Here is an 18,975-nt window from a genome sequence, read left to right as displayed (position 1 = left end):
CTACGTGCCCGTCAGCGGTGACCTGCCGACGGGGGGTGTTGGTGCCGTCAGGCGTTGAAGCGCGGGAACGCCTCGGCGCCGGCGTACCGGGCGGCGTCGCCGAGCATCTCCTCGATGCGCAGCAGCTGGTTGTACTTGGCCACGCGCTCCGAGCGGGCCGGGGCGCCGGTCTTGATCTGGCCACAGTTGCAGGCCACGGCGAGGTCGGCGATGGTCGTGTCCTCGGTCTCGCCCGAGCGGTGCGACATCATCGAGGCGTAGCGGTTGCGGTGGGCCAGGTCCACGGCGTCCAGCGTCTCGGTGAGCGTGCCGATCTGGTTGACCTTGACCAGCAGGGCGTTGGCCAGGCCCTTCTCGATGCCCTCGGCCAGGCGCTGCGGGTTGGTGACGAAGAGGTCGTCGCCGACCAGCTGGACCTTGTCGCCGATCATGTCGGTCAGCGTCTTCCAGCCGTCCCAGTCGTCCTCGTCGAGCGGGTCCTCGATGGAGACCAGCGCGTACTTGTTGACGAGCTCGGCGTAGACGTCGGCCATCTCGGCGGCGGAGAGCTGCTTGCCCTCGAAGTGGTACTTGCCGTCCTTGTAGAACTCGGTCGCGGCGACGTCGAGCGCGAGGGCGACGTCGGTGCCGAGCGAGTAGCCGGCCTTCTCGATGGCCTCGGCGATGAGGTCGAGCGCGGCGGTGGTGGACTCAACCGAGGGGGCGAACCCGCCCTCGTCGCCCAGGCCGGTCGACAGGCCGCGGTCCTTGATGACGGTCTTGAGGTGGTGGTACACCTCGGTGCCCATGCGCAGGGCCTCACGGAAGGTGGGCGCGCCGATGGGGGCGATCATGAACTCCTGGACGTCGACGCCCGAGTCGGCGTGGGCGCCGCCGTTGAGGATGTTCATCATCGGCACGGGCAGCACGTGGGCGTTGGCGCCGCCGATGAAGCGGTACAGCTCGAGGCCCGAGGACTCGGCGGCGGCGCGGGCCACGGCCAGCGAGACGCCGAGGACGGCGTTGGCGCCGACGGTCGACTTGTTGGGGGTGCCGTCGGCGTCGAGGAGGGCCTCGTCCACGACGCGCTGGTCCTCGGCGGGGATGCCGATGACGGCGGGGGCGAGGACGTCCAGCACGGCCTCGACGGCCTTGGTGACGCCCTTGCCCATGTAGCGGTCGTCCTCGTCGCGCAGCTCCACGGCCTCGTGGGCGCCGGTGGATGCACCGGACGGCACGGCGGCGCGGCCGAACGAGCCGTCGTCCAGAAGCACCTCCACCTCGACGGTGGGGTTGCCTCGCGAATCGAGGATCTCCCGGGCTCCGACCTGCTCGATAAGCGCCATCTGTGCTCCTTGGGGGAAGTTCGTGGGTTCGTGTGCGTGGCCGGCGCCGCTAGGCGGGCGCAGTCCGCTGGCCATTGTTCCACGTCGGTCCAGAGGGCGGGATGAGGCTGGGCCGGGGGCGCTCACCCCGCCCCCGCCCGGGTTGCGCGTCCCCTATGTACGCCGCCGGCCCGGGTACGCACCCGGTCTGGTCCATTCCGGGCGTATACCTCTCCCCAGCCCCCCTCGCTCAGCTCCACAGACGAGCAGGATCGACGTGCTGGCCCACGTCCATCGCGTCGTGGAGAACCCCACCCACCACGAGCATGCCCGGGTCGAAACGGCAGACCAGACAGACTTTTCACCCGCGCTCACCGTGAGGCGGAATGTCGCCGTCACCCAGATGACCGACCATCGGCCACAGCGTGTGCCCTGATGTCCGCAATAGCGTCTTGAAGGTCCTCATTGTCGACGTCCACGTAGCGCCCCTCTGCCACGTCTGCCCACCCTAGATCGGTCGCTGCACGTAGCGCCGCGAGCCTGACTGCGTCCTCACTATTCAGGCTCTGCATACTCATCACCCCTGTCGGGAAACTATGCCAATTCTTCGCGTCCGACGAGGTCCTGCGTGAATACGAACCAACCCGCAGCCAGAACTCTGGCCGCGGCGGGCCCGCGTCGTCTTCGTCATCGTCGTGGACTTCGTCCCGAACGCGCGGCCTCACGCCGGCTCCCCACGCTCACCCCGGCAGCCCGGCGGCCCGGCGGGATGCCCACCATCGGACGCCGTCGGTGACGTACCCGGCCCCTAGAGTGAGCCCGACCCTGCCAGGACCACCCAGGAGGACTCAGTGGACTCACCCGCCCTCATCACCGCCCGCAACCGGGACGGCATCTGATGGCGGCCCGGTCCGCGCGCAAGGCAACCACCAAGCGCAAGACGAGCTCGCGCAAGGCCACGACCAGGAGCAAGCCCACCTCCACCCGGACGAAGCCAGCCAAGAAGCCCAACGCGGCGCCGGCGGTTCCGTCGATCCCTCCCGGCCAGCGGGTGTGGCTGCTGGAGCTCCCGTGGGGAGGACTGGACGGCGGGACACCGGCCGGGGTGACCTACTACAAATCGCTCACCGCGCACGCCTACGTCGACACCGCCCTGCCGAGCGCACTTGAGGCCTACGCCAGCAAGCCGTACTCCTACCTGCGGTGGCTCGAGGACGAACTCAACGGCAGCGAGGGCCCGGGCGCGACCGCCGCGCCGATGTCGCTGCGCCCGGAGCAACTCGCGGATGTGGACGCGATCGTCGCCGCCGCCGAGCAGCAGTTTCGGCAGGTCCACCTGGCGAACGATGTGGGCACGGGCAAGACCCTGGTGGCGGTGGCCGCGGCGAAAGCCATCGCGAAGCTGCGCGGCGCACACACGGTCCTGGTGACGGTGGACCGGCCGGCGCGCATCACCATCCCGTCGTGGCGGCGCACCATCGCCGCACTGGGTGATGACGGCCTGCGGTGGATCATCATGTCCTCCGACAGCCTGGGCAAACTCATGGCGCGGAACGGGCGTCCGCGGCTCAAGGTCGACGTCGCGGTGATCGACGAGGCCCACCAGTTCCGGCACGCCAGCAAGCGCACCAGCTACATGCGGCGACTGACCCGCATGGACGGCCCGCACGAGAAGGCCCCGTTCGTGCTGACCATCACCGCCACCCCGGGCCACCATCCGGGCGAGTGGGGCTACCTGTCGTCGCTGTACGCGCAGGTGCACGGCGATCCACCTGCCCGGTGGGCGGATTTCGGGCGGGCCCTGGCCGAGCGGGGTGTGCCGTTGGAGACCTCGTACGGCAAGTGGACGTGGACCGCGGAGGCCAAGGAGTCGCTGCGGACCCAGCAGGCCGCCATCGGCGACGTGCGCGACATGCTGCTGCGGCACGATCCGCCGCTGATGCTCACCCGGTCGGCGCCGTGGGGGCCTCCGCCGTTCGACGTGGACCTGGTGGAGCTGACCCCGGACCAGTGGCGTGCCTACGAGTTGGAGTGGGGCGACTTCCAGCGGGAGATGCAGCTGGCCCGGACGGGCAACAACGTCGCCCGCGGGCTGGCTGCGTTGGTGCGGCTGCGCCAGAAGGCATCGATGATCCGGGTCGAGCACACGGTCGCGGCGGCCAAGGCCGAACTCGAGCGCGGCTACCAGGTGCTGATCGCCACCGAGATGGTGTCCACGGCCGCGCACCCGGTGGCCGAGATGCTAGAGGCCGACGGGATCCCGGTCGCACGGATCTACGGCTCGAACCCGCAGGCCGAGTCCGAACGGATGCGGTTCCAGCGAGGCGAGGCGCCGGTGGTGGTGTTCAACACCCCGACCGCCATCAACCTGCAGGCGCGCGAGCAGTTCGCCGACGGCTCGTTCGCGACCGGCACCCCGCGGAGGGGCTTCTTCCATCAGGCCCGCTACTCGGGGCTCCTGGCCGAGCAGACGATGGGCCGCGCACACCGGAACCATCAGGTGTGCGCGTGGTCGCTCCTGGCGGCGGCGGGCACGATCGAGGAGCGGGCCGGGACGGTGATGCTGTCCCGTCTCATCGCGTCGGCGACCAGCACCGATGCGGACGCCTCGACCTTTGCGGAGGTTGCCCGGGTGTTCGGGATCGACTGGATCCCCGCCGTCCGAGTGGCGGACGAGCTCGGCTAGCCAGGGCAGACCGGTACCAGCGAAGGCCCTCGTCGTCGTCACCGGCGCCTCCCGCCCCGGGTGAGCTGGCCGCCTTCCCCGCCCCGCGTCCCGCCTCACCGGCAGGCTGCGCGGAACGATTCCGCGCAGGAGGAGGCTCCGCAGGGTGCGGGAGAGGGGGCCCGGGAACCGGACGGCACCCCGCGTGGCGTCGAGGTCCTCACCCGTGTGGGACCGTCCCAGCATGCGTGGATCATCACTCAAGACCCTGTGGCCGGTAGCGGGAGTTGGGGCGGGAGCGGTGGCCGCACTGACCTTCAGAGCGGTCCTCGACGGCGGCATCACGGGCCCCGCCGTGGTGTTTGCCCTCGCGTTCGGCGTGACGTGGGCGGGTGTGGGCCTGGCGGTCGGGAGGCGCCGCGCACCGCGCCGTGAACCCAGCGAGGTCCCTGAGTCCCGGAACCTCAAGACCACCCGACGGCGCGGCCGATAGACTCCCAGGGTGCGGATACGCCCCGTCGACCTGGTGGATGTCCTGGCGTACCTCATCGTGCTGGGCGTGTTCATCCAGCTCTTCCCCGCGGTCCTGTCCGAGACATTCCTGCTGGCGCTCCTCACTGCGGTCCTGCTCAAGGGCGTCCTCGAAATCGTGCTGCAGGTCAAGAAGCGCATCGTGGGCCGCATCCGCTCGGACAGGACGCTTCCGGTTCGAGCGGTGAACGTGGCCGCACTGGTGCTGGTGTTGCCCGGCAGCAAGTTCCTGGTCCTCGAGCTGGTGGCGCTCGCGTTCGGCGATGCCGTCAAGTTGGGCGGCTTCCTCGCGGTGACCACCCTCATCGTGGTGCTGATGGTCGCACGCGGTGGCGTGCGGCGGATGCTGGAGACCAGCGAGTAACGGCGCTGTTCTCCCAGCACGAATGTCGCCCGAGTCCGAGCGAGGCCAGGCCCCCGGCGTCTGTGTGCCACCCAGCCTGCTGCGGCCCACGACACCGAGGGCCACTAGAGCGACCTCGACTGCAGCCCCTCCGACTACTCCTCGATGAACGCACCATCGAAGAGCATCGTCGAGGAGATCGTCGGGCTGACGCCCTTCACCGACTCGTCGATCGTCACCATCTCGACGCCGTTGCCGAAGACCGCGTAGGGCGCCACCTCGTTGTGGACCTCCTGCAGATCCGTGTAGGCCTGCTTCTGGGATTCGACATCCGGGGCGGCCTTCAAGGCGGAGATGGCGTCGGCGAACGCTGGGTCGTCGACGCCCGAGACGTTGAGCGCCCCGCCCGGCATCAGGGAACTCGCGAGCGTCGACGCCGGGTCGGCATCCGAGGTCGCCAGACCGCCGATGGCTACCTCATAATCGCCCGTGAACTGACGGGCACTCGCGGCGGAGGAGGGCGCGACCTCGATGGTGACGTCGAAACCGACCGCGTCGAGCATCGCCTTGATGGCGATCCCCGCCTCGCGGTTCTCCGGCACGTCGAGCACGAGCAAAGTGAGCGAACCGTCCCAATCCGTCTCCTGCTTCAGCTCGGCAACCAGCTCCGTGGCGCGGTCGACATCTAGCGCCGGGCCCTCCTGACCGTCATAGAAGCGAGACGAATCAGCGAGCAACGCGGACGTGGCCTGAGCTGGATCGTCGCCAAGACGACCGAGCAGCAGCTCACGGTCCAGGGCGTGCGTCACCGCCAGGCGGGCGCGCGGATCGGTGAGGATCCCGTCGTACCCCCCGGCACCGTTGTTCATGTAGACCAGCCGGCCGGCACTGGTGATCTCCTCGTACCCCTGGGCGTCGGCCTCGCGCGCCAGGTCAGCGAACTTGGACCCGCGCAGGAAACCCACCTGTACCTCCCCGTTCTGGAAGGCCTCGAAGGTGGCCTGCGATCCGGGAATCTGCGTGAACTCTAGGGTCGGGCACACCGGCCCGCCGTAGTAGGTCGGGTTCGGCTCGAGCACCATCTCCTGATCAGGGACGTAGCTGGCCACCGTGAACGCGCCGGCACCCACCGGTTCGCGCGCCCACGTCTCCGGGCCCGCCGCCTCGTACGCCTTCTCGGGGATCACCTCGCCCGCGGAACCGGCTAGCAGGACCGGGAAGGTGGACCAGGGCTCGGCGAGCGTGAACTCGATGGTCAGCGGATCCACCACCCGGGTCCGCTCGATCTGCTGAACGTCGGTCATGGCGGTCGAGCGCGTGGCCGGATCCTTGTGCAGGTCCATCGTGAAGGCCACGTCCTGTGCGGTGAGCGGGTCACCGTTGGAGAACGTCACGCCGTCGCGCAGGGTCAGCGTCCACACGGTGAAGTCGTCCGAGCTCTCCAGCGACTCGGCGAGCTTGGGTTCGAAGGACTCAGCTTGGGGGTTCCAGCGCATGAGCCGGTCGTAGACGGCCGCGGATTCCGCCCCGCCGCGCACGCCGACTTGGCCCTGGCCGGGTGAGAACGACGGCAGCATCACGTAGGTGCCCATCGTGATGGTGCCCCCGGCCTTGTCCTCGGTGCACCGGGCGTCGTCAGCGGGCATGGACACCGTGTCCTGCTCCCCGGACGCTGCCGGGTCACCCTCACTCGTGCCGCACGCGGATAGTGCGAGGGCGGTGATGGTCAGTGCTGCGGCAGCGGTGGGAATGCGTCTCATCGGTTCTCCTGAGGGGCGGGGGTCGAGCTCGAACTCGAACAAAGTGACACCTGTCACTTTCTCAGGAATCTAGGTGATGCCGGACACACGCGGGCGGGAACGGTCGAACCCGTTGGGCGCCTGGGCAGGCTCTCCCGACGAAGAACTGCCCACTGCAAAGGCGAGTCGAATCATGCGACGCCCGAGCGGCCCAATCGTTGTCTGCGCGCCCGGTCTGGCGGTAGACCTCGTCGTCGTCGTCATCGTCGCCGGTACGACGCGTACCCCCTCACCGCCACCGGGAGGGCCTCACCCAGCAGGCCCGCCCAGAACCCGCCGCGTCGTCGGCGCGAACGCCAGAACCAGGTTCGCCACGCTCAGCAACCCGAAGCCCCACCAGAACCCGTAGAAGAACGTCTTCTGCTCCACCGCCAGCCCCGCGACCGGAGTCCACATGAGAGCGATCTCGCCCGCCATCCACCCCAGATGTGCGAGCGTCACGGCCACCGCGAAGTACCACTGCCACGCAGAGGCGCCGCCGCGATTCTTGCCACGCCGCCCGCGTGCGCGCAGGCCACGGACCAGCCGCCCGCGTGCGCGCAGGCCGCGGACCAGCAGCGCGGTGAGCATCGCCCCGGCCACCCCGAGGAGCCCGAGGAGCAGCCCGGGCAGCAGGTAGTCACTGAAGGGCGTGCCCCGCAGCCACGCGGTGTCGAACGTCATCGCGGACCCGTCGGGCGAGGACGCCAGGCCGACGCTGCCCCCGAACGCCATGACGGTCCAGAACGCGACCCCAGCGGTGAGTGAATACGTGGCCCATGGGCGTCTGGTTCTCACCGAGGCGCTCCTTTCTCTCGATTCGTTGCAGGTCTCACCGCGACAGCGGCCGCACCCGCTCGAGCATCACGTCGACGAACACGTCCTTGTTTTCCGCGCTGCCGAGCCCGTGCGCACCCTCGAGCCAGATCAGTTCCTTCTCCGGCGCCTCGAGCACGTCGACGTACTCCTCCACCAGGCTCGGCATCGCGTTGACGTCATGGCGGCCGACGAAGAAGAACACCGGCACCTCGAGCACCGGGGCCTGTTCGACGAAGTCCAGGTTTTCCAGCTGCGGATAGACGGCGTTGAACGAATCGATCAGACCGCGGGTGTGGTTGACCGTGTCGACGTAGCCGTACTCGGGCACGAGGAACCCGAGCAGCGGCACGACCAGCGTGTAGCGGGGAACCCCCATGATCTCGTTGAGCACGTCGAGGAAGTCCACGTACGGCCACACCACAGCGTCGCCGCGGTACGGCGGCGGCCCGTTCTCGCGGAGCTTCTCCGCTCGCCCGGTCTCCCCCTGTTCCTCCAGGTGCGCCAACGCCAGCTCGTAACCCATCCGGTCGTTCTCGCCTGTGTTGACCATCTGCCCGCTGCTGATGAACGCGTGGAAGAGCTCGGGATGCTCCTGCACCAGCCAGATGCCGATGATGCTCGACCACGACACCCCGTAGACGTAGATCTTGTCCTGCCCGAACCGCTCGCGGAGGTGGTTGGTGAGGGCGGTGGCGTCGTTCACGAACCGCTCCCGGTCGAGTTCGTCGAACGGCACGGCGCCGTAGGACTTGCCGGTGCCCGGCTCATCCCAGTTCACCACCGTGAAGTGCTCCTCCAGCGGACGGAACTCGCTCGAGTTGAAGAACCCGCCGCCACCCGGCCCACCCATCCCGAGGTTGAGCAGGACCGGATTGGACTCGTCATGGCCGCGAATGGTGATCCACTGCTCGCTGCCGCCCAGGTCCACCTGCTCCATCGACGCGATGCTGCCGGGCACCCGCTCGCCTTCCGGCCCGGTGATCGGCGGGGTCACGGCCAGCGTCTGCGAAGCGACGACCGCCCCGATCGCGGCGAGCGTCACCACTCCCACCGCGGCCGGCCTGACCCATCGCCGTCGGCGCCCGACGACGAGCCAGACCAGCGCGGTCACGGCGAGCACGAGTAGAGGAAGCCACGCCCAGATCGGGACCGAGGTGGTGAGGGGCAACAGGAGGACGGGGAGGAAGACGACGACGGCGACGACCACAGCGGCCGCGGTGACCCACGCGTGGGCCCGGCCTTTCGGTTCCCGCGTGCGACTGGTCACGATGACTCCTCCGCCTACACTTCACACAATACGAGTCCGACAGAGTGGATGTCCGCGATGACGCCGATCGACGATGCCGCAGTCCGCGCGGACGTCCGGAGCTGGCGTGGTCTCGTCCGGACCGGTGCGTGGGCGGCGTTGGCCAGCGTGGGGCTCATCACGGTGCAGATCATCGTCTACCTCCTCTGGCCTCCCCCGGACACCGTCGAGGGCTTCTTCCTCGTGCTCGCCGACAATCCCGTCGCGGGGTTGCTCATGCTGGACCTGCTCTACCCGGTGAGCAATCTGCTGACCCTGCTGCTCTACGCCGCACTGGCGGTCGTGCTCTGGCGGGTAAGCCGGTCCGCGGTCGTGATCGCGCTGGGGCTGGGCGGGATCGGGATGGCGGCCTACATGTCCTCTCCCCGCCCGATCGAGATGCTCCACCTGGCCCGCGCCTACGCGGAAGCCGGTCCCGCTGAGGGGGCTGCGCTGCTGGCGACCGGGGAGGGCATGCTCGCCACGTGGACGGGCACCGCCTTCGACGTCTACTACGTCCTCAACTTCGCCGCCCTGCTCATCTTCGGCATCCTCATCTACCGCAGCACCGTGTTCAGTCGCGCCACCGCGGTGTGGGGTCTCGCGGCCGCAGTCCTCATGGCGGTGCCGTCGAACGTCGGGACGATCGGGCTCGCGTTCGCCCTCGCCTCGCTCATTCCGTGGTCGGTCTTCGCCGTCCTCTCCGCCCGGCGGCTCCTCGCGTTGTGCCGCGGGCTCTGAGGACGCCGACCGGTTCGAACGATCGCCCTCGTCGTCGTCGCTGTTGTTGTGGTCGTTGTCGTCGTTGTCGCTGACGCCACCGACGCACGCCTACGTCACGCGCCCCCGAACCACGCCCGGCTGAGCTCGGCATAGCGCCCATCCGCCCGGAGCAGCTCGTCGTGCGTGCCGGATTCGACGATCCGGCCGTGGTCCATCACCAGGATGCGGTCGGCGGTGGCAGCCTGGCTCAGCCGGTGCGCGACCACAAGTCCGGCCCGGTCGCGGAGCACCGCGGCGGCGGCCGCGTCGAGACGGCGGGCCCCGGCGGACCCGGCCTCGGCCGTGGCCTCGTCGAGGATCACCACGTCCGGGTCGGCCAGCTCGACGCGGGCCAGGGCGATCATTTGGCTCTGCATCGGGTCGAGCACGTGTCCGCCCTCACCGATGAGGGTGTCGACGCCGTCGGGCAGGTCGTCGACCCAATCGGCACCGACGATCTCCAGCGCGGCGCGCACCTCGGCGAGGCCGGCCTCGGGCCGGGGCGCGCGGACGTTCTCGACCACGGTGGTCGCGAAGGTGTGCACTTCTTGCGAGACCATCGTGACGTGCTGCCGCAGCTCCACCGGGTCGACGTCGGTCAGCGGGACCCCACCCAGTCGCGCACTCCCCCGCGTCGGAACCACCGAGCCGGCGGCGACCAACGCCAGCGTGCTCTTGCCGGCGCCCGTGGATCCGACCACCGCGACCACCTCGCCCGGCGCGACCGTGAGGTCCACATCGATGAGCGCCGGGGCACCCTCTCCATAGGTGTGGGTGACGCCGGTGAGCTCGAGCGGGCCGGGCCCGGCGGCGGCGGAGTGCAGCGTGGCGGTGCGCTCGGGCACGGGCATGGTGATGACTCCGACCATCCGCACCAGCGAGGCCCCGGCGGACTGGACTTGATCGACCATGCCGACCAGCGCACCGATCGGGTTGAACAGGCGATGGAACAGCAACGCCGCCGTGGTCACGGCACCGGCGGTGATGGCGCCGGAGTCCACGAGGAAGAACCCCACGACCAGCAGCAGCCCGAGGACGGTGACCTCGGCGCGGTTGTTGCGGCTGAAGGCGCGGGTGACGAAGTGGAACACCTGGATGGACAGGTCCCGGGCGCGGGCGGAGGCGGCGGTGATCCGCTCCAGCTCGGAGTCCTGGGCGTCGTAGGCGTGCAGGGTCCGGGATCCGGAGATCCCGCCGAGGAGACGGCTGGCCCGGGTGCCGAAGGCGGCGCGCTCGGCAGCATAGATGGGGCCGGACCGGGGCAGGTACCAGCGCAGGGTCGTCCAGTACATCGGCAGCGCGAGCAGCCCCACCAGCCCGAGCCGCCAGTCGACCGTCGCGAGCCCGACCCCGGAGACGATCACCGTGAACGCCGACTGCACGACCAGCGGGATCACGGCGGTCGCGGCCTGGCTGATCTCGCGGGCGTCCTCGGCGACGCGCGAGACGAGGTCGCCGGTCTCGGTCGTCTCCATCTGCGCCGCGCCCAGGCGCAGGGAGCGGTCCATCACCATCTCGCGCAGACGGGCGACGGTCGGTTCGGTGAGCCGGGCGAGCCACGCCTGGCCGGCCCAGGTGCAGCCGGCGCCCACGACGCCGGCCACGGCGATCGCGCCCGCGCCGATCCACACGGCGGTGTAGTCCTCGCTGCCGGGCAGGTCGTCGACGAGCCGGCCGATCACCCATGGCGCGACGAGTCCCGCCACGGATCCGATCAGCCCGGCCAGGCACACCAGCGCCAGGTATCCGCGCCGCTGCCGGAGCAGCGGCCACAGGACAGCCAGGGACTCGCGGCCCGTCGCCAGCGGCAACGCGCCGGAGGACCCCGCCGCGCCCGAGCCGTCCGGGCCGTCCGCGGCGGTGGCGGCGGCGGTGGTCGTCATCCCGCGGGTCGTCCCCGTCTCGGTTGTGCTCATCGGTCGACCGCCGTCCGGTAGGAGGCCGACGCCTCGCGCAGCTCGAGGTGGGTGCCCGAGCGCGCCTCGCCGCTGCGGGGCAGGTGGACCACCCGATCGGCGGTCGCGAGGAACGGCGGCGACGACGTGACGATCAGCGTGGCCTGCCGCGGCCGACTCGTCCGCAGTCGGCGGACGGCCTGGGCGATCTCCCACTCGGTGACGGCGTCGACAGCACTGGTCGGTTCGTGGAGCACCAGCACGTCCGGGTCGGCGTGGAGGGCGCGGGCGAGCGCGATCCGCTGGCGCTGACCGCCGGAGAGGTTCCGGCCGCCTTCCTGCACCGCGTGGTCGAGCCCGTCGGGCAGGTGCTCGATGATCTCCGCGACGGCCGAGGCGCGCAGGACCTCACGGGTAATCGGGGTGGCGGCCTCGCCACCGGCGCCGGGCTCACCGAGCTCGTCGTCGTCCCCCGGGCCGTCGTGCCGCATCGCGATGTTGGAACGGATGGTGCCGACGAACAGGTCCACGCGGTGCGGCGCGGCGACGAGATGCTCGGCGATCGCGGGTGCCAGGTGACTGCGTCGGTGCCCGCCCACCAGGACGGCGTCGGCCCCGTCGCCGTGCCCGGCGATCGCCAGGGTGACAGCGTTCGCGGCGGCGGGCTGATCGGCCACGAGCGTGACGACCTCCCCCTCGGCCACCTCCAGGTCGAGGGAGCGACCGTCGGGCAGCGCCAGCCCCCGCACCTCCAACCGCGTCCCCGCAGGGACCTCGTCGCCCGAGTCGTCGACCGGCGCCGACCCCAGCAGGTCGACCAGCCGCTGCGCCGCGCCGTGGGACCGGGCGGAGATCGACACCATCTGGGTGATCATCCGCACCGGCTCCTCGAAGAAAACGGCCACGCCCACCACGGAGACGAGCGTGCCGATCTCCATCTCCCCCGCCAGGACGCGGTAGCCGGCGGCCAGCAGCACCAGCGCCAGGACCACGGCCATGCCGAGCGAGCCGATCCCCTGGACCCGCCCCGTCCGCTCGGCGGTGACGATCCCCGCCGCGGCCGCCTCCTCGGACGCCGTGCGGTACTGCTCTGCGGCCCAGCGCTCCCCGCCGCCGGCCTTGAGCACGCGCAGGCCCGCCATGATGTCGGTCGCGCGGCTGCTGGCCCGCCCGATCGCGGCCTGCTGGGCGGTGCTGTGCCGGGAGATGGCGCGGCTGGGCAGGGCGACCAACACCAGGCTGAGCGGGACGCCGATGAGCACGATGAGCCCGACCAGCCAGTCGGTCCACAACAGGTAGACCGAGATCCCCACGATGCTGATCACAGCCGACCCGCCCAGCGCGATCTGCCGGAAGACGAGCGCGGCCACGTCGGCGTCGGCCGAGCACACCGAGAGCACGTCACCGGAGCTCGCACCGTCCATCGCGCGCCGCCGGCTCAGCGGCACCCGCGTCACCTCGACCCGCAGGTCGTGCGCCTCCTCCTGCAGGGCCCGATTGCTCATCCGCGCGCCGAACCGGTAGCCGAGGCTGAGCACGGTGAACAGCGCTACGAGTCCGACGACCGACCACAGCAGGGCCCACCGGTCGAGCGGGATGATCGCGACGTCGACGATCACGCCGATCGCGATGGGCACCAGCGCCTCACACAGCTGCCACAGAGTCATGAGCACCAGGCCGGGGACCACCAGGTGCCGGCGGCGCCGGACCGCGCGGAGCAGGAGCCCGTTGGCGGTGGTCGGCGCATCCGCCGGGGTCGGGGCGCCCGCGGACTGCCGGCGCGTCGACGTCGGTGCTGACATGGGTGTGGGACTCCCGCCGTTGGTGATCTCGCCTGCAAACTCGGCCGACTCAGCAGCGTAGTTCGCGGCGCCCACGCAGCGGCGCCCACACCTCACCTGTCGGATTGCCCGCCGCGGGCAGCCCGCCCGGCCCGCGATCTGCCCGGCCCACGATCTGCCCCTCAGATATCGATGCGCCCCAGGGAGCCCGCGCGTGAATCGGAATACGAGGCGCGTCACGGCGGGCCGGAGGGCAGATCGACACCGGCGGGGCGAATCGGCGCCAACCCGCCCCGCCGGCTCTTGAAGCCCGGCCCGGCCGGACATCATGCCCCTGGCGTTCCCCGGGCCTCGTCCGCGCGCTGCCGCGGCAACCGCCTTACGGCGCGGTCGTCCCCACCGAGTAGGCGGCCGCCGCGTCGCGCACGTCCATGACGTACTCGCGCGACGCGTTGTATGCGAGCACGGCCCGCTGCCAATTCTCGGCCTGCGAGAGGTCTCCCCCGTTGGTGCACAGCAGGCGCGCGGCGGACACGGCGGCGTCGTCGATCTGGTTCGGATCGGCGCGCCCGTCGCCGTCGGCGTCGACGCCGTACTTGCGCCACGATTCGGGGATGAACTGCATCGGCCCGACGGCCCGGTCGTTCTCGGTGTCGCCGTCCAGCTCGCCGCCGTCGGTGTCGGGAATGTCGGCGAAGCCGGGCGAGCCGTCGAGTTTGATGCCGATGATCGGCGGGAGCGCGTAGCCGTCGTCACTCAATGACGCCCCGCGGTACCGGCCGTGCCGCGTCTCCACGTGCCCGATCCCGGCGAGCGTCGTCCAGGCGAGGTTGCACTCGGGCCGGGTCTGCCGCATGGTCTCGGCGGCGTTGCCGTAGGCAGCAAGCGCGGCGACGGGGATATTCATCGGCTCGTTGAGGCCCGCCGCCCACTCGCGCAGCTGGTCGGAGGTGCGGCCGGGCGCGTTGATGTCGACGCTCGGCACCGGGGCGCCGGCGGCGGGCGGAATGCCCGGGGGGATGGGCGTCCGCGCCTCGCGGGTGGGCCCGTAGGAACACGACGACGACAACACGGCTACGGCGACCAGGCCCGCGAGACTCGCGGTGGCGCGGGGGGTCAGGGTGGGCATCGCGCTCAAGTCTGCCCGAGCGGGGCCCGGCAGCGCGTCGGGGTATCCCCCGATTCCCGGCGGGCCGGCGCCGCGGGCGTCCGGGCAGCCGCGGGCGCCGAGGTAAGCGGCGGGCCCGCCGCGGTCAGCCACGCCCGCCGAAGCCCCCGGCCAGCGCGGTGAGCTCGTCGAGCAGCGCGTCCCGGCTGATGGCGGGACGATCCAGCACCCACCGCACGGCGATGTTCTCCACCGCCATGACGATCACCCACGCCCGGGCCGCCGGGTCCCCGCTCGTGGCGCCGGCGGCCGCGAGGTAGACCGCCAGGAGTTCGCGAACCCGCTGCTCCAGGGCGTGCTGCGCCGCCCGGTGCCGCACTGCGGGCAGCTCCTCCCACATGATGCGCAGCAGTCCGGCGTCGGCCTCGAGCGCGGTGAGCAGGGCGTCGGCGATCGACCGGGCCGTCGCCGGGCTCTTCACGTCGACCGGGCCCGTGGCCGAGAGCGATGCCGCGACCCGGTCCGAGATCTCCGCCGACCACCGGTCCATGACCACCGCGACCAGCGCGGATTTGTCCGGGAAGTACTGGTACAGCGAGCCAGGGCTGACCTCCGCCTCGTCGGCGACGCGGTTGGTGGTGAACGACTCGTAGCCGTCGCGCACGAGCACAACGCGAGCAGCCTCCACGATCCGCTCCACCATCGCGCGGGATCTCGCCTGCTTGGGCACCCTTCTCATAAACGCGAATTGTATGCGAGTAAAAACTCGCGTCATAGTCATGGCATGACCGTTACGCCCGAGAAGACAGCATCCGTAATGCCGTACCCCCAGCGCTTCCGCGAGGGTGAGGAGCGTGGCCGTCGCCTCGGCCGCGCCCTCAAGCCGATCGCCGGCGTGGGCCACCTCGACGAGAAGCTCATGGACCGGATCGGTCGCGACTACTTCGAACGCGACGATCTGGGCGATCAGCTCGCCCGCGCCATGCGGCTGCGGTCCGGCGAGCCCGGCGCGGTGACCCGCCGCCAGCTCGACGAGGCGCTGCACTCCGGCTCGGCCGGCCTGCCCGACGACGCGCCTCAGATCCTGCGGGACTACATCGCGCACCTCGAGGGCACCCCGGACTGGGTCGACTGGGACAAGGTCGAACGAGGACAGAAGGCCTACCTGCGGCTCGGCCAGAACGCCGCCGACATCCTGCTACAGCTGTCCCTCATCGGCGGCTACCGGTTCGGCGGCCCCACCGACCTGCTGGTGGCGACCGGCGGCCTGACCGGCGAGACCACGCTGCGCCGCCTGGCCGAGACCAGCCACTGGACCATGTCGCTGTCCATCCCGGACGGGCTGCGGCCGGGCGGTGAAGCGTGGCGACTGACCGGTCACGTGCGGGCCATGCACGCGGTGGTCAACAACGCCATGGAGCCGCGCTGGGACAGCCAGCGCTGGGGCCTGCCCATCAACCAGAGCGACCTGGCCTCGACCCTCGGCCTCTTCGACGCCGTGGTCCTGCTCGGCGTGCGCACCCTGGGCGTGCCGGTGAGCCGCAAGGACTCGGACGCGGTGATGCACATGTGGCGCTACGTCGGCTGGCTCATGGGCGTGGCCGACCACTACCTGGTCGAGGGTGAGCGCGAACGCCACCGCGTCAACTACCACATCCTGCTGTCCCAGGCCGGTATCTCCGAGGCCGGACCGAAGCTCACGCAGGCCCTGGTGGAGTCCCAACGACGCCGCCACCGCAGCGGGCCGCTGCCCCGCCTGCGGGCCCGGGTGGGTCATGAGCGGCTGTTGAGCATGCTCACCGTGCTGCTCGGCCCTGAATCGATGCGGGAGTTCGGCCTGCCGGTCCGCCCGCCGTGGGCACACGCCTACCTCGTCCCGCTCAACACCCTGCGCTACCGCACGCCGTGGGGCCGCGCCCGGCTCGAGTCGTGGGGCGAGAAGGTCCGCGCCCGCGAGCGCAAGGAGACCTTCGGCGACTCCCGGCCCGACATTGGCCGCCCCGCCACCACCTGACGCCGGACTCCCCCGAGGGGCCCGCCCCGACCGCCCCGACCCGCGCCCGCCTGCCCTCCCGCCTGCCTGCCTGCCTGGCTGCCAGCCTGCCGAGCAGAGGATTTCGCGCGTATCGCCCGAGAGACGGGTGCACGAATTCCTCTTGTCGGCGGGCTATGGCGGCGAGGAGGTCAGACAGCCGCCTGGTGGCTCAGCGTCAGTTCAGCGCGCGCTGTACAGTTCAGCGCATGCTGACGCGTGCCACCCGCCTCGACGTGATGCATCGGCTCGGCCGGGCGATGGCCGACCCCACCCGGTCCCGGATCCTGCTGTGCCTGCTCGAGGGGCCCCGGTACCCGGCCGACCTCGCCCGCGAACTCGAACTGACCCGGCCCAACGTCTCCAACCACCTCGGGTGCCTGCGGGACTGCGGGATCGTCGTGGCCGCGCCCGAGGGGCGGCAGATGCGCTACGAGATCGCCGATCCCCACCTCGAGGCGGCCCTCACCGCGCTCCTCGACGTCACGCTCGCCGTGGACAGCGACGCCGGATGCGTCGTCTCCGACTGCCCCACCTGCGGCGGTGCGCCCGGTGCCCGGCCCGGGGCACGGCCGGCGGCGGGCACCTCGGCGGGGAGGGCGTCATGACCTCCGCGTGCGGCTGCGAGGCACCGACGCCCGGCGAGCCCGAGGACCGGGACCGGCCGTGGTGGCGGGACCCGGCGGTCCTCATCCCGGCCGCGTCCGGCGTCGCGTTCGTCTCGGGCCTCGCGGCAGAGTGGTGGGGGGCAGAGGGGACGGGGGCCGGACCGGCCGGCCAGGCACTGTTCTGGATAGGCCTGCTCCTCGGCGGGTCGACGTTCGCCCCGGGTGCGATCCGCGGGCTGCTCACCAGCGGCCGGCTCGGCATCGGGCTGCTCATGACCATCAGCGCCGTGGGCGCCGTCATCCTCGGCTACGTCGAGGAGGCCGCCGCCCTGGCCTTCCTCTACTCCATCGCCGAGGCGCTCGAGGACAAGGCGATGGACCGCGCCCGCTCCGGCCTGCGCTCCCTGCTGACTCTGGTCCCGGACACCGCCACCGTCCGCCGGGGGGCGCGCACCACCGAGATCCCCACCGCCGAGCTCCGTGCCGGCGAGACGCTCGTCGTGGCCCCGGGCGAGCGCGTCGCCACCGACGGGATCGTTGCCCGCGGCCACAGCAGCGTCGACGCCTCCGCGGTCACGGGCGAGTCGATCCCCGTCGAGGTCTCACCAGGCGACCGCGTCCTCGCCGGTTCGATCAACACCTCCGGCCTCCTCGACCTCACCACCACCGCCCCGGGCACCGACAACACGCTCACCACGATCGTCGGCCTCGTCGAGCGCGCCCAGACCGAAAAGGGCGACCGGGCCCGCCTCGCCGACCGGATCGCCCGCCCGCTGATCCCCGGGGTCCTCGTGCTGGCCCTGCTCGTCGCGGGCCTCGGCTCACTGCTCGGCGACCCGGAACTGTGGATCACCCGCGCGTTGATCGTCCTGGTCGCTGCCTCGCCGTGCGCCCTGGCGATCTCGGTGCCCGTCACCGTGGTCTCCGCGATCGGCGCGGCCAGCCGGTTCGGCGTCGTCGTGAAGTCCGGGGCGGCGTTCGAACGGCTCGGCACCATCCGCCACCTCGCGATGGACAAGACCGGGACCCTCACCCGCAACGAGCCCTCGGTCGTCCGCGTCCTCACCACCCCGGGCACCAGCGAGTCCGAGGTGCTGTCCCTGGCCGCGGCCGTCGAGCGCCACAGCACCCACCCGCTGGCGGCCGCCATCACCTCCGCCGCCCTCGCCGGAGCCGCCCGGCAGGACCCGGCAGACCCGCGGGCCTCCGGGCCGGGAATCGCAGACGCCGAGCACGTCGAGGAGTCCGCCGGGCACGGGATCTGCGGCACCGTCGACGGCCACCTCGTCACCGTGGGCTCACCACGCCGGCTCGCCGCCGGACAGCTCACCGGGCAGATCACGGCCCTGGAGCACGAGGGCATGACCGTGGTGGTGGTCCACCGCGACGGCCGCCCGATCGGCGCCATCGGCATCCGCGACGAACTGCGGCCGGAGGTCCTCGTCGTCGTCGCCACCCTGGCCGACTACCACATCGGCGTGAGCATGCTGACCGGCGACAACCCGCGCACCGCGGCCGCTCTCGGCGCGCAGGCCGGCATCGGTGACATCCGCGCCGACCTCTCGCCCGGCGACAAGGCCGACGCGATCGCCGAGCTCGCCCGCACCCGGCCCACGGCGATGATCGGCGACGGCATCAACGACGCCCCGGCACTGGCCACCGCGGACGTCGGCATCGCGATGGGCGCGACCGGATCCGACGCCGCCATCGAGTCCGCGGACGTGGCCTTCACCGGCACCGACCTGCGCTTACTCCCCCGAGCCCTCGCGCATGCCCGCCGGGGCAGCCGGATCATCAACCAGAACATCGTCCTCTCGCTGATCCTCATCACGACCCTGGTCCCACTGGCGATCACCGGAGTTCTCGGGCTCGCCGCGGTGGTCCTGGTCCACGAGATCGCCGAGGTCATCGTGATCCTCAACGGGCTGCGGGCGGCGCGGATCCCCTCGACACCTGCGGAGACGGCGCGCGTGCGTGAGGCTCGAACGCCTCAGATCGCCAAATGAGCCGATAACGGCTAATTTGTCGGTTTTAGGTGTTTTCACCTTATGTCGGCGGTGTGTG

The 18,975-nt window shown here is 71.2% G+C and carries 15 protein-coding genes; 7 read left to right on the top strand and 8 right to left on the bottom strand.

Going from position 1 to position 18,975, the window contains the following annotated elements; all coding sequences use genetic code 11:
* Window positions 1–47: 47 nt before the first annotated feature.
* Window positions 48–1,325, bottom strand: coding sequence for a phosphopyruvate hydratase (eno, locus tag J1M64_RS17695; protein WP_206474987.1), 1,278 nt, complete (start codon window positions 1,323–1,325; stop codon window positions 48–50).
* 877 nt (window positions 1,326–2,202) lie between these two features.
* Between eno and J1M64_RS17690 the strand changes: the two genes are divergently transcribed.
* The 3 genes from J1M64_RS17690 to J1M64_RS17680 all read left to right on the top strand — a co-directional run bounded on the left by J1M64_RS17690 (window position 2,203) and on the right by J1M64_RS17680 (window position 4,864).
* A complete protein-coding gene (locus J1M64_RS17690) occupies window positions 2,203–3,990 on the top strand; it encodes a DEAD/DEAH box helicase family protein (RefSeq protein ID WP_206474986.1) in 1,788 nt (595 codons plus the stop codon).
* Window positions 3,991–4,213: 223 nt separating this feature from the next.
* Window positions 4,214–4,462 carry a hypothetical protein gene (locus J1M64_RS17685; RefSeq protein WP_206474985.1) on the top strand — a complete coding sequence of 83 codons (249 nt, stop codon included), beginning with the start codon at window positions 4,214–4,216 and terminating at the stop codon, window positions 4,460–4,462.
* A gap of 9 nt (window positions 4,463–4,471) precedes the next feature.
* Complete coding sequence (locus tag J1M64_RS17680; RefSeq protein ID WP_206474984.1) at window positions 4,472–4,864, top strand: hypothetical protein; 393 nt, start codon at window positions 4,472–4,474, stop codon at window positions 4,862–4,864.
* A gap of 134 nt (window positions 4,865–4,998) precedes the next feature.
* Here J1M64_RS17680 and J1M64_RS17675 read toward each other — a convergent pair whose 3' ends face one another.
* From J1M64_RS17675 to J1M64_RS17665, 3 genes are all read right to left on the bottom strand, one after another.
* Window positions 4,999–6,603, bottom strand: coding sequence for an ABC transporter substrate-binding protein (locus J1M64_RS17675; RefSeq protein WP_206474983.1), 1,605 nt, complete (start codon window positions 6,601–6,603; stop codon window positions 4,999–5,001).
* Window positions 6,604–6,891: 288 nt separating this feature from the next.
* Window positions 6,892–7,419: a hypothetical protein gene (locus J1M64_RS17670; protein ID WP_206474982.1), complete on the bottom strand. Its 528-nt coding sequence runs from the start codon at window positions 7,417–7,419 to the stop codon at window positions 6,892–6,894.
* A 34-nt stretch (window positions 7,420–7,453) separates the two neighbouring features.
* Window positions 7,454–8,707 carry an alpha/beta fold hydrolase gene (locus J1M64_RS17665; protein WP_206474981.1) on the bottom strand — a complete coding sequence of 418 codons (1,254 nt, stop codon included), beginning with the start codon at window positions 8,705–8,707 and terminating at the stop codon, window positions 7,454–7,456.
* Between the two features lie 57 nt (window positions 8,708–8,764).
* On the opposite strand from J1M64_RS17665, the gene J1M64_RS17660 reads away from it, so the two are divergent.
* Entirely contained in the window at window positions 8,765–9,466 is a 702-nt protein-coding gene (locus tag J1M64_RS17660; RefSeq protein WP_206474980.1) for a DUF4386 family protein, read from the top strand.
* A gap of 95 nt (window positions 9,467–9,561) precedes the next feature.
* Here the strand turns inward: J1M64_RS17660 and J1M64_RS17655 are convergent, their stop codons facing one another.
* The 4 genes from J1M64_RS17655 to J1M64_RS17640 form a co-directional block, all read right to left on the bottom strand.
* Window positions 9,562–11,403 carry an ABC transporter ATP-binding protein gene (locus tag J1M64_RS17655; protein ID WP_241261672.1) on the bottom strand — a complete coding sequence of 614 codons (1,842 nt, stop codon included), beginning with the start codon at window positions 11,401–11,403 and terminating at the stop codon, window positions 9,562–9,564.
* Window positions 11,400–13,184 carry an ABC transporter ATP-binding protein gene (locus tag J1M64_RS17650; RefSeq protein WP_206474979.1) on the bottom strand — a complete coding sequence of 595 codons (1,785 nt, stop codon included), beginning with the start codon at window positions 13,182–13,184 and terminating at the stop codon, window positions 11,400–11,402. Before J1M64_RS17650 ends, J1M64_RS17655 begins: the two co-directional genes overlap by 4 nt.
* Before the next feature lie 358 nt (window positions 13,185–13,542).
* On the bottom strand, window positions 13,543–14,292 hold the full coding sequence (locus J1M64_RS17645; protein WP_206474978.1) for a lytic transglycosylase domain-containing protein: 750 nt from the start codon (window positions 14,290–14,292) through the stop codon (window positions 13,543–13,545).
* A 124-nt stretch (window positions 14,293–14,416) separates the two neighbouring features.
* Window positions 14,417–15,010 carry a TetR/AcrR family transcriptional regulator gene (locus tag J1M64_RS17640; protein ID WP_241261671.1) on the bottom strand — a complete coding sequence of 198 codons (594 nt, stop codon included), beginning with the start codon at window positions 15,008–15,010 and terminating at the stop codon, window positions 14,417–14,419.
* A gap of 45 nt (window positions 15,011–15,055) precedes the next feature.
* On the opposite strand from J1M64_RS17640, the gene J1M64_RS17635 reads away from it, so the two are divergent.
* The 3 genes from J1M64_RS17635 (at window position 15,056) to J1M64_RS17625 (ending at window position 18,917) form a co-directional block, all read left to right on the top strand.
* Entirely contained in the window at window positions 15,056–16,285 is a 1,230-nt protein-coding gene (locus J1M64_RS17635) for an oxygenase MpaB family protein (protein ID WP_206474977.1), read from the top strand.
* Between the two features lie 227 nt (window positions 16,286–16,512).
* Entirely contained in the window at window positions 16,513–16,911 is a 399-nt protein-coding gene (locus J1M64_RS17630; protein WP_206474976.1) for a helix-turn-helix transcriptional regulator, read from the top strand.
* Window positions 16,908–18,917: a cation-translocating P-type ATPase gene (locus J1M64_RS17625; protein WP_206474975.1), complete on the top strand. Its 2,010-nt coding sequence runs from the start codon at window positions 16,908–16,910 to the stop codon at window positions 18,915–18,917. The genes J1M64_RS17630 and J1M64_RS17625 overlap by 4 nt, the downstream gene beginning before the upstream one ends.
* The last annotated feature ends 58 nt before the right edge of the window (window positions 18,918–18,975 follow it).

Origin of the sequence: Dietzia sp. KRD202, assembly GCF_017168155.1 — a bacterium.
Taxonomy (GTDB): Bacteria; Actinomycetota; Actinomycetes; order Mycobacteriales; family Mycobacteriaceae; genus Dietzia; species Dietzia kunjamensis.
Note: the sequence above shows the minus strand (reverse complement) of the source record. Positions and strands in the feature narration are given on the sequence as shown.